The 11,667-nt window shown below is 53.7% G+C and carries 6 protein-coding genes; 3 read left to right on the top strand and 3 right to left on the bottom strand.

What is annotated here, in order from left to right; translation table 11 throughout:
• Window positions 1-103 precede the first annotated feature (103 nt).
• Together C6362_RS10820 and C6362_RS10825 are read right to left on the bottom strand one after the other, a co-directional pair.
• Window positions 104-1,144, bottom strand: a complete 1,041-nt coding sequence (locus C6362_RS10820; protein ID WP_014016627.1) for a hypothetical protein — start codon at window positions 1,142-1,144, stop codon at window positions 104-106.
• Entirely contained in the window at window positions 1,131-6,443 is a 5,313-nt protein-coding gene (locus C6362_RS10825; RefSeq protein ID WP_014016626.1) for an ATP-binding protein, read from the bottom strand. Before C6362_RS10825 ends, C6362_RS10820 begins: the two co-directional genes overlap by 14 nt.
• 168 nt (window positions 6,444-6,611) lie before the next feature.
• On the opposite strand from C6362_RS10825, the gene C6362_RS10830 reads away from it, so the two are divergent.
• The 3 genes from C6362_RS10830 (at window position 6,612) to C6362_RS10840 (ending at window position 10,426) form a co-directional block, all read left to right on the top strand.
• Window positions 6,612-7,277, top strand: a complete 666-nt coding sequence (locus C6362_RS10830) for an HD domain-containing protein (protein WP_014016625.1) — start codon at window positions 6,612-6,614, stop codon at window positions 7,275-7,277.
• 162 nt (window positions 7,278-7,439) lie between these two features.
• Window positions 7,440-7,997, top strand: coding sequence for an efflux RND transporter periplasmic adaptor subunit (locus tag C6362_RS10835; RefSeq protein ID WP_014016624.1), 558 nt, complete (start codon window positions 7,440-7,442; stop codon window positions 7,995-7,997).
• The gene (locus C6362_RS10840; RefSeq protein ID WP_014016623.1) at window positions 7,994-10,426 is read left to right on the top strand and encodes an efflux RND transporter permease subunit; all 2,433 of its coding nucleotides are present in this window, start codon (window positions 7,994-7,996) and stop codon (window positions 10,424-10,426) included. Before C6362_RS10835 ends, C6362_RS10840 begins: the two co-directional genes overlap by 4 nt.
• Window positions 10,427-10,601: 175 nt before the next feature.
• On the opposite strand, the gene C6362_RS10845 is transcribed toward C6362_RS10840, so the two are convergent.
• Window positions 10,602-11,525, bottom strand: coding sequence for a carbon-nitrogen hydrolase family protein (locus tag C6362_RS10845; RefSeq protein WP_014016622.1), 924 nt, complete (start codon window positions 11,523-11,525; stop codon window positions 10,602-10,604).
• Window positions 11,526-11,667: the final 142 nt, after the last annotated feature.

The raw sequence follows: 11,667 nt of genomic DNA on the forward strand, positions 1-11,667 counted from the left end.
CATCATGTTTTTAGACAGACTTCAAGAAAGGGTCGCCAGCTCGTGTTAGTCTTAAGGGGATTTAACATGAGCTGGCGGCTTTTTTATACTTGAACGAACGTTTTCAATGGATTTTTTGCTGAATGTAAAATAACTTATCCAGCTGGTCTGTCGGCAGCACGTTCAGATGGGAAATGTCGTTTCGTGCCTGGTAGGCGCACTGGAACCATTCGTCGTCTTTTTCTTGGAAGAAGAGGCCCTGCCCCCGCAGGTAGTGCTGCAGGTGGCGGAGTTCCAGGTCCGTAGGCCGGTTCAGTTCTTTTCCGTATTCGTCCTGCTGGGGCAGTATCTGCTGTATCATCGTTTCGTATTTCCGGACCAGGTAACGGCGGATATCTTCGAGAATAGGTAAGACGTGCTGCATCTGTGTTTCCAGGAGGATTGGCACCAGGTCGACCGATAGCTTTTGTTCCTGTATGACTGTTTCCGGGTGGAAGTACAGGTCCTGCCGGGCCAGGGCCAGGCAGAGGCGGCCATCCATGCCGGCGATTTTGGCGATGATGTCGGCGGCATAGTACTGCTGACACAGGTTGAGTTCTGTATCGCGCAGACAGGTCATGGCGAAATACTGGATGTCATAATGATAGAGGTAGTGCTTGCGGTCCAGGAGGTGTACACCGGCCATCTTGTCCCAGGCTGCCAGGACCGGAGAAGGGGCCCGGAAGATCCAGGCACTCCCCTCCCGGCCGGCCAAGCGGCCTACGGCAGCGGCAGCCTGGGCCAGCCAGGGACAGTCACCGGAAGCGGAATCGATAAAAAAGACGTAATGCTGCAGCCCGGACTGACGGATCAGGCTGGTCAGCGGCGATTCATCTAAGGGGTCGAAGCGGAACTGGGGTGCATATTGCTGGGCGATGAAGGCTGTAAAGGCATTGACATCGTCAAAATCATCGGCAGCGATGCGCACGTAATGGCAGTCACAGTCATAGCTGGAAATGCGGTCTTTCAGGGCTTCCGTGAACACGTCATCATCTAAGTCGGCATCCATGGCCAGGCACTGCTGGTCCAGGATGGCCCTGGCGATTTCCTTGACATATTTATGAGGTCCGGCGACTTCACGCCACCAGATATTGCCGGCTCCTTCATTCCATTCACGCGTTTCCATATTCTCTCAGCTTCCTTTCGATATCGTCCCAATCGCCCATCATCATGTAGAAGTTGTAGCGGTTGAAGACATAGCCCTTCCCGCCTTCTTCCTGATGGAGGATGTTCAAATCGGTCATTTCATCAATCAGGGCCTGGAGCTGTTCATCTCGCATGTCGGCGATTTTATGGACTTCGTAAGCGGCGCACACATCCCGGATGGTGTCGAGGGTGACCGGCACGACCCGCTGCTGTTCATACTGGTACTGATAGGCGACGACGAGGGCGATGATGGCATAGTAATTGTCCGCATCCAGTTCCAGGGTAATCATGAACAGGTCATCGATTTTCTGCCGGAATTTTTCGTCCTTCAGCAAGTCTTTCAAGTAGCTTTCATCCAATGGATAAGGCGGCGTATTGCAGTCCGTGAAGAGCTGGTTCTTGTATTGGCTGCGGATACTTTCGACGAGGTTCTTGCCGTAATACTGGATCAGTCCCGGGAAGTAATTAGTCTGGGCCAGGATAGTGCTGATGATATCCTGGTTGCGGATTTCAAAACCCAGGTAGCTGAGCGGTTTTAAGAGGAGTTCGTTCGCTTCCAGGTAGCCGAAGGGCTTGACGACCAGGTGGTCCAGCTGGGCGAAGACGGTATTATCGCCTAACTGTCTCCGGTCGAAGCGGATGACGTTGTGCAGGCCGGCAAAGATGAATTTGAAATGGCCCGGCACGTAGTCGCGGATGTCCTTCAGCACTTCAATAGGACGGTTCTGCTGAGCCGCCGCATCGACGAGGAAATGGTCCGATTCGTCATAGAGGATCATGAGCTTGTCGATGTTTTTCTTTCCTTGTGACCACAGGTCTTTCAAGCTCCGCCCCAGTTCATCCCACGTCCGGACATGTTTGTTCAGGATGCCTGCCCGCCGGAGTTCGTCGCACGTATCTCCTAAGACAGCGTCGCCATCTTTGTTCTTGATGTCGAGGTAAATGGCATAGTTCCCCTGCTCCGGATGGTGGACCAGGTAGCGGGTCTGCCGCAAGAGGGCACTCTTGCCCAGCTGTCGGCCGCCATAGACGAAGACCGGGCCGGCCATGTCCTGGATGGCTGCCAATTCAGTCGACCGGCCAATGAACATTTCCGGCGGAATCCGGGCTTCACTGATGAAGGGCTGGACATAGGCAAAGGGCAAGGCCAGGGCCAGCAGCTTATCGTTGCGGTCGTTCTTTTCAAAATGCGTCAGGTACAGGGCCAGGACCCGGTCCAGGACCAAGACGTTCTGCATATCCAGGTTGGTCTTCATGAGTCTGGCCAATTCGCGCCGATCCGAAAGGGTCAGGGCGGAGTCGAGGAAAAAGAGGGTCCCCTTTTCTTTGGCTACACTGAGCTGGGATATTTCATTGACGATGCTCTGCGGCGTGTGGCTGCCCCGGAAGAGGACGACATTCAGCCCATTGTAGTAGGCGCCGCTGCCAAAGACGGCAAAGGGATGGTGGAACCGGGGCGGATTCTTTTCGAACTTCACACTGTAACAGGTACAATTCTTTTCGGCCCGGCTGACCTGGATATCGGCGATGTTCCCATATCCCAGGCCCTCTAACAAGGGCTTCATCGATTTGCCGGGGGCGCTGGATTCAGCCGACCAGGCTTCGACGAAGTCGAGGCCGTCCTTTTCCTTGCGGTTCAGGCGGTCATGGACCCGTTTATTGCGGATTCCCGGCTTCTGGTCATAAATATTCTTTAGAGATAATTTTTTATTCTTGTTGCACAAATCGAATCCGGCCTGGTACTGTTCCAGGAATTGCGTGAACGTCTTCAGGCCGAAATCACCTTGATAATTCAGGATGAGCTTCATTTCACGAGGGCTCTTGTGAGCACAGCGGTGCAGGTAGTCTTCGACGATGGTCAGGTTGCCATGGTCGAGCCAGGCCTGAATCGGGTCCAGCCAGGACAAGTCTTCCTCCTGGATTTGGGAGCGGAACTGGTCCAATTCGCGCTGCACGCTCTGACGGCGCGGTTCCGCTTCTTCATCGATGTGTTTCAGGCAGCTCTGGAGCAAGTCCTTGTACAGGGCAAAGTTCTCAGTCTTTTTGAAGTGGCTTCGGGCAGTATCGGCTACGGAAAAATAATGTTCCATCCGTTCTTTGCCGATGATTTTTCCATAGTTGGCCGCCAGTTCGACGTCGCTCCGGTAATTTTCCGTATCGGCTGCGGCATACTGCAACCCGTACTGCAAGACCGTATCCCGCTTCCCGACGCGCTTTACCGCATCATCCAGGCCGGCGATTTGTCTGGCTATGCCCAAATTATAAACACGGACAGCCTGATGATAGGCGTCCTGCCAGGAAAGGTCCGCCGTTTGGGACAAGCGTGCCTGGATATACCGCTGCAAGCGCGGGACGAGCGGGTATTCCCCGTCGTAGTCTGGCGTCAAGTCGGGCAGATAATCCGAATCCAGTTCAAAGGCGTTGGCTTTTAGTAAAGGGGCATAGTAAGGTTCGCCGCTGGAACAGCCCTGGAACTGCCGGGTCAAGTCGTTCAATAAGGCCTGAAGCACGGCTTTCGCCAGCTCATCCATCACGGTATCTACGGTCTGTCCGGCCAGCTCCGCTTGGGCCTGTTGTAACAGATCCAACCCTTTTTGCCGCTGCTGCGCCAAGACGTCCGGTGAAAGGCCATGCTGGTTCTGCTCATGCTGTGCCGCCTGTTTGGCCAGGATATAGCGGCAAAGGATGAGCACGGATTTCTTGATTAATTTGATTTGCTGCGTCGCATCTTTTCCCAGGAAGCGTTCGTTCTTTCGTTCGCCCACGGGAATACTGAACCAAACGCCGTCCAAATATTCTTTTACTTTATTTTCATTGACCAGACGGTCTTCAATCCGATTTACTGGCGTATCCGCTGTCAAGGGCGTGTTAAGGAAGGTATTACAAAAATCGCTGAGTTCCGTAAGGTCGAAGGCATCGACGTCTTTAAAATATGGGACGACCTGCCCATGACCACCGTATAACTGGGAGCGCAGGCCCCGCAGCCGGGGATGGGGCGACGGTTTCCGTTCATCCATGCACAGGGCCTGGTACTGTTCGGCTACGGCCTGACGGGCCCCATCGAGATCGACAGGCTGGCGGTCCGATGCGTGCTGCTGCAGACCATAGGCCAAGGACATACCTTGGGTATCGGCAAAGTTCTTGCATAAGGATACAAATTGTTTCAACGCCGGAATGGCTGTAAAGGCTTCATTCGGTTCTTCATTGATGCGGATCCACGTCTTGCTCAGCAAGTAGCCTTTCGGTTCAGCCGGCGCAAAAAAGGCGCGGACCATGGCGGCAGCATTCAGGACATCCCGGGACTGGCCCATTTCGATGGCCGTCAGGGAAATCATGGAGTCCCAGAAATCGAAGCCGTCGGAATGGGCAGCCGGGTCATACAGCGGATCGCCGAGGATATAGGCGATTTCATCAGATAAAACTTCCCAATCCGCTTCGTCAGGACCAGCCGTGCTGGCCAGGGCATGGAGCCAGAAACTGCCTTCGGCCCGATGGCCTTTCTGGAGCAGCTGGCAGAAGGACTGCAAAGCGTCGGCCCTATCCGTGACTGCATCAGCCGTCGAGTCAGGAACCGCTTCTTCTGACGGTACCGATTCTGGCTGGGCTTCTTCCGTTTTTTCTGTTTCTTCCGGTTCTTCTGGTACCCCAGGTGCATCGGATTCATCTGGCCCATCCAGGTTCGGGACTTCCGCGACATGTTCATTGAGGAACAGCATTTTCTGCGTCTTTTCCCGGATATCCAGGCAATCGGGGATATCCACTTCGGCTTTCTTCACAGCTACGGCAAAGAGGTCATCAGCCGTCAGGACTTCGCCTTTTGACGAAAAGAGAAAATCCCCCTTTTCATCGGGATGGGTCAAGGCCACATAGATATCTTCGGTCCCGAAGCGGGTCATCCAGGGCTTGGCGTATTCCCGGGAATCGGTCAGAAGCAGCTTGACAGCCGTCGATTTCGCCACGTACTGGAAGTCTTTCTGATCGGCTTCCAGCTCGGCTTCCGAAAAGGGTGGCCTGATGAGGAGGTATGCCGGCAGGAAGGTTCCATCATCGACCACCATGGACTTCCCAAAAATCACATAGCCAAAAAAGGCTTGGCGCTGAGCCCTGAAAAAGGCTATTTCATAGGGACTGTGATCCAATACCTGAAGGACGAAGCGCTCCATTTCATATAAGCGGCTGAAGCAGGTCCAGTCCGTCATTCTTGTAAAATAAGGGATATTGAAATATTTGCGCACTTTGTCGCGCTTCAAGACGTCATACGTCTCTGGCGTGAGCCGGTAAAAGGGCTGCGTTCCCCACTGATATTTGGCGGCCAGGCCCCAGTCCAAGAAGCGGCTGCGGATGGCTTGGAGACTGTTTTCAAACGTATCGGCGCCCATTCTTTTCTGCTGTTCCTGCAAGCCCCTCGACAGCCGGGCTTCTTCCCCTTCCCCGACAAAATCATGGAAACAGAGGGCCATGAGCCAGAAGATAGCCATCCCTTCGGTCTGTTCAGCGAACTGCTGGATGTCATGGGTAAAGGATTTAGCCCCTTTCAATTTAGCACGCAAGGGCTTCTGTTGAACCAAAGTCATGCCATCAGGCATAGCCGGCGCTGAAGTCGCCTTTTCAAGGGCCGGTACGGGTGCTGGTTCCGGTTCCGGAGTGAAAGCCGGTGTAGGCGGTACTTTCGCTGCGGTTTCCTCGGGAGCCGCAGCCGACTGTCCTTCTGTCAAGCGGAAATCATGATAGATGCAGGCCAGGCTGATATCGCCGCCGAACTGGCTGCGCAGGGAATCGGCCAGGTCCCGGTCCAAGAGGGGTCCGTCGAAGCGGACGGCTTCCAGGAAGCGGATATATTTTTCGGCCTGTTCCGATAGTTCGTCGAAGGTCAGGGACAGGCCCAACAAGGCCTTGACATCGCCCTGCATCTGGCGGAACTGGCTGGCTATGGACTCATCAGTTCCCACATAGACCACGTCGAATATGCCTTCCAATTGATGTACCATGGCTTTCATGGCCTCGCGGTTTTCCTGTTCCCGATGCCAAGCTTCGATTCGTTCCCCTAATTCATCGGCTTTATCGGCCGTCGCAATCTGGACCTGTGCCAGGGCCTGACATAGCGCATCCTGGGCTTGGCTCAGTGCTTGCAAATCGTCCCGGACGGCTTGCTGCTGACGTTCCGGAAACCACAATCCATTATCCAAGGCTACACATAACCCCTGAATATGCTGCCGGCTGTCTTTACGGACAACCATCATATGCTCGTAGAGTTCTTTAAGCTTTTCATATTCATCCATTCCGGTCATCTCCTATTCCGTACTCTCTTGACTCACTGCGAACCGCTCTATTTATTAATTCGATACAAAACAGTAAAATCCTGCACCGTTTTTTTATCCAGTATTTACGCGTTTCATACATTTCTTTGCTATACTGAGAGGACTAGCACAGAAAAGGAATGATAGAGAGTGAAGAAACTGACTTATGAAAATATTGCCCATGCGAAAGAGTTGAATGTCTATTTAGAACAGGGGAACCGGGTCCTCGATGCCTTGGGGTATACGGACCATTCGCAAAAACATACGGCCAAAGTGGCTGTCACGGCCGGTAAAATTCTAAAGAAGCTCGGCTATGACGCCCACACGGTAGAACTCGTGCGCATCGCGGGGTATATGCATGACCTGGGGAACAGCATCAACCGCGTGGATCATGCCCATACGGGGGCTCTCATGGCCTTTCATTTCCTGCGCGACTGGGGCGCGCCGCCAGAAGATATTGCGGCCATCATCTCAGCGATCGGTCAGCACGATGAACGAAGCGGCATCGCTTTCGACCCCATTTCGGCAGCCTTAATCTTGGCCGACAAGAGCGACGTCCGCCGGGACCGCGTCCGCAACACCGTACCGGAAACTTTTGACAAGCACGACCGCGTCAATTATGCGGCTTTGTCTTCAAAGCTCCACGTCGATACGCACAAGAAAGTCATTACTTTGAACATCGAGCTCGATGAATCGATTTGTTCTATGATTGATTATTTTGAAATCTTTTCCCAGCGCATGCTCATGTGCAAGCGGGCTGCCGAAGTCCTGGACCTGCGCTTCAAACTGGTAGCCAATGGCAATAAAATCGCATGACGCTTTTGAGTGTCATACAATTATGATAAAACATACATATTTCGTAGCTTATCGAAAAAAAGGCGACACCTAATTTTTAACATTTAGGCATGTCGCTTTTTCTTTTCCATGATACACTTATAATATAGTTTAAAATATGTTGCAGAGAAAGGAATCATACTTATGCTACGTTATGGAAAAGGAACACTTCTCATTACGGTCCTGACCGGACTGCTGGCCCTGTCCCTGCTGACGGCAGGATGCGGCAGTACGACACAGACTAAGAGTACTGCCGTTTCAGTCAAGGCCATGAAAGTTCTCCAGCAGGATACGGCTGTGAGCCACGACTATTCAGGGCAGATCAAATCGACTAACGCCGTCACGATCAAGCCCCGCGTCTCCGGGGAAATCGTGGAGAAATACTTCACGTCTGGCGCACCCGTCGAAAAGGGACAGGCCTTATATAAAATCGACGACCGCCAATATGAATCGGAAGTCCTCTCGGCTAAATCGAATGTCGATAAGGCCCGGACGACGCTCAATAACTCCCTCGTCGACTTGAACCGCTATCAGCAGTTGGCAGCATCCGGCGCCGTAGCGGAACAGACCTTGACCAACCAGCAAGCCACGGTAGACAGCAATCAGTCGAGTTACGACGATGCCAATGCCCTCTTGCAGAAGGCCCAGGAAAATTTAGACGATACGATCATCCGGTCGCCGAATTCGGCAATATTATCTTGAAATCGGCTTCAAACGGCCAATTCGTCTACCTCAAGGATGTAGCCAACATCCAGACGGGGACGCAGAACGAAAGCAGCAATTCCAAGATCAACGGGAAGACCGGTATCGGCTTCGGTATCCAGCTCTCCAGTGACGCCAATGCCTTAGATACGATTACGGAAGTCAAGAAGGTCCTGGACCAGGCTAAGGAAACATTCCCGCCTGACCTGGATTATACCATCGTCATGGACAATACGAATTTCATCAATGCCTCGATTAACGAAGTCAAAGATACTTTCGTCGAATCGCTGCTCCTGGTCATCCTCGTCGTCTTCGTCTTTCTGCAGAAATGGCGGACGACGCTCATCCCGGTCCTGGCCGTTCCCGTTTCTATCGTCGGTACTTTTGCTTCTTTCAAAATCCTCGATTTCACCATCAATACGCTGACCCTGTTCGCCATGGTCTTGGCCATCGGCCTGGTCGTCGACGACGCCATCGTCGTCATAGAAAATGTCGAAGAGCATATGTCCAAGGATAAACTGTCTTCTAAGGATGCGACGGAAGCAGCCATGAAAGAAGTCCAAGGGCCCATCATCGCTACGACAGCCGTCTTGGCTTCGATTTTCATTCCCGTCGCTTTCATCGGCGGTGTCACTGGCGTCCTGTACAAGCAGTTCGCCGTGACCATCACCATTTCCGTCGTCATCTCGGCCTTCGTCGCCCTGACCTTGACGCCAGCCTTATGCGGTGTCCTTCTGAAGCCCGGCGACAAGGCCATCCAGGCCGGGCCGCTGGGGGCCTTCTTCCGCGGGTTCAACCGGGCTTTCGACCATTTCAAGGACCGCTACACGGGGAAAGTCGGCTGGATGATCCGTCATCTGAAATATGCCGCTGTCTTCCTCATCCTGGTCACGGGCCTCATGGGCATCTGCTACCAGGTCCTGCCGTCGACGTTCGTCCCCGATGAAGACCAGGGGTACTTCATGGCCAGCATCACCATGCCTGAAGGGACTTCCTTGAATCAGACCATCAAGACCGTCGACGCGGCAGCGGAAGAGACGCGGCAGATTCCCGGCGTCAAAGATGTCATGACCCACGCCGGCGGCTCTACGTCGAATACGGGCAATCTCTATGTCGCGCTGGAAAATTGGGATGACCGCCAATCGAACGACCTCAGCGCCGAATCGATTATTGCCAAATTCAATAAGACCGTCGTTCCCAAGCATCCCGAAGCCCGTGTAGCGGCTTTTAATCCGTCATCCCTGCCCGGCATGGGCCAGGAAGGCGGCTGGACCATGCAGCTCATGGATAATACGGGCCTGTCCGATACGGAACTGGGAAACGCAGCCAACCAGGTAGTCGCCGCCTGCTCCCAGCGGCCGGAATTATCCGGTGTCCGCACGAGTTACGCCACCAATACGCCGAGCGTCGCTTATACGGTAGACCGCGAAAAAATTAAGAACCTGGGCATTGAACTGTCTGACGTTTTTACAGCGCTCCAGACCAACTTCGGCGGTTCGTCGGTCAATGACTTCACCCAGTTCGGCCGGTCGTACAAGGTCATCGTCCAGGCCGACACATCGTACCGTTCTCAGGCAGACAGCTTGAAGTTCATTTCCGTCAAGTCGTCGTCAGGGAAAATGGTTCCCCTCGATACGCTGCTGACCAGTTCGATGACCACCGGGCCGTCGTCAATCACCCGGTTTAATGGCGTCCGCAGCGTCACCATCCAAGGCAGTGCTGCCAGCGGCTACAGCTCTGGCGAAGCCATGGCAGCGGCCGAAGAAGCGGCCAAGAGCGTCATGCCGACGGGGATGACCATCGAATGGTCTGGCCAGAGCCGCGAAGAAAGCACCTCGTCCAGTTCAACGACAAAAATTCTGATCATGGCTCTGGTCTTTGCCTTTCTCTGCCTGGCAGCCCTTTATGAAAGCTGGTCCATGCCGTTCGCCGTCTTATTCACCGTACCGACGGGTATCTTTGGAGCCGTCGGCTCAGAATACATCATCCGCCAGCTGGCGACTTTGTTCAATGCCAACACGAGCGGCTTCTTGAACAGCGTCTACATGCAAATCGGCGTCATCATGATCATCGGCTTGGCAGCTAAGAACGCCATCCTCATCGTCGAATTCGCCAAAGAGCGCGTCGACAAGGGCGTCGACCCGATGGAAGCCGTCGTCATCGCATCCAAGCTGCGCCTGCGGCCAATCCTCATGACAGCCTTTACGGCCATCATCGGCTGCCTGCCCCTGGCCTTTGCCAGCGGTGCCGGTGCTGGAGCCCGCTGCGGCATGGGCGTCGCCGTCGTCGGCGGCATGACCTTCGCTACCCTTTGCGGGTTGCTCCTCATCCCGGCGTTTTGCATCATTTCCGAAAAAATGGCCCGCAACTTCTGGAAAGCCACGGGCCTGAAGCGAATCAAATTCAAATACCGCATGTTGCGGCGGTGAAAAAAAGCTTGTCGCATGTGCGACAAGCTTTTTTAAGTGGTTAGTAGCTAGTGGTTAGTAGTTAGCGGATGGTTTTAAATTTAAAGCAATCGCCTCAAACATCATACATCAAACTTCAAACATAAAAGAGAACGTGGCCTCGCATGATGGCAGAAACCTTCACGCGACACCATCCCTACTCATGTACGATGAGTTCCAAGATGTCTGGCCGGGTGTAGTGGCCGGCGGCATCGAATTCCATGTGACGCAGGACCACTTGATCCATATCCAAGTCGGCGTAGATCATGGCTTCCCGGTCCCACACGGGCTCCGTGACGTAATGGCCGCACGGGTCGATGATGCAGCTGCCGCCACGGCAGGCCGTGTCATTCAATTTGGCAACGGCTGCGCTTTCAACCAAATCGGCGGGGTACATGTCCTTGGTGAAATACTGGTCGACGTTAAAAACGTAGCAACGCCCTTCGATGGCGATGTGTTTTACCGTATTTTGCCATTCTGGGTTATCATTGGTATTCGGTGCCAGATAGAGGCTGACGCCCTTCTGGTAGAGAGCCGTCCGGGCCAGGGGCATGTAGTTTTCCCAGCAGATGAGGGAACCCATGGGCCCCCACGGCGTCTGGACGACGGGGAAATACGTGGCTGGCTCATGCGAGTCGGCCCAGATATACCGTTCCGCCCCAGTCGGCTTGATTTTCCGATGATGAGCTGCCAATGTGCCATCCGGTGCAAAGATGACGTTGCTGCAATAGAGGGAATACGTCGTTTCATCCCGTTCGGTAATGCCCAGGCTGACATAGGCCCCGGCTGCTTGGGCCGCAGCGGCTACATCCTGCAGGTCTTGGCGGACGACGACGGCCTGGTCATAATAGCGTTTCCAGTCTGCCCGTTCAGCATCCGACCGGCTGCCGACAGTAAAGCCGAAAGTCAGGCCATAGGGATAACATGGGACCAGCGACTCCGGAAAGACGATGAGCTGTGCCCCATTCCGACCGGCTTCTTCGATTTGATGGACGACCTTCTGCAGCGTCGCCTGTTTATCGAAAAATACAGGTGCAGCCTGTACGATAGCGGCGCGCAGTTTCTTTTCTAAATTTCGCATAACGAATCCCCCTTATTTCTTTTTTCTTAGTATACCGTAATTTGTAAAAATGTGCTATACTGATTCAGTCCACAGTTTACGGACCGATAAGGATAACGACTGTGCAGTTTTCGGGCTGCCGTCGTTATCCTTTTTTATTGTA

Origin of the sequence: Megasphaera elsdenii DSM 20460 (assembly GCF_003010495.1) — a bacterium.
Taxonomy (GTDB): domain Bacteria; phylum Bacillota; class Negativicutes; order Veillonellales; family Megasphaeraceae; genus Megasphaera; species Megasphaera elsdenii.

Coding starts and splice junctions, on each gene's coding strand:
- C6362_RS10820 (WP_014016627.1), bottom strand. CDS start 1,144: ATGGAAACGCGTGAATGGAATGAAGGAGCCGGCAATATCTGGTGGCGT.
- C6362_RS10825 (WP_014016626.1), bottom strand. CDS start 6,443: ATGGATGAATATGAAAAGCTTAAAGAACTCTACGAGCATATGATGGTT.
- C6362_RS10835 (WP_014016624.1), top strand. CDS start 7,440: ATGCTACGTTATGGAAAAGGAACACTTCTCATTACGGTCCTGACCGGA.
- C6362_RS10845 (WP_014016622.1), bottom strand. CDS start 11,525: ATGCGAAATTTAGAAAAGAAACTGCGCGCCGCTATCGTACAGGCTGCA.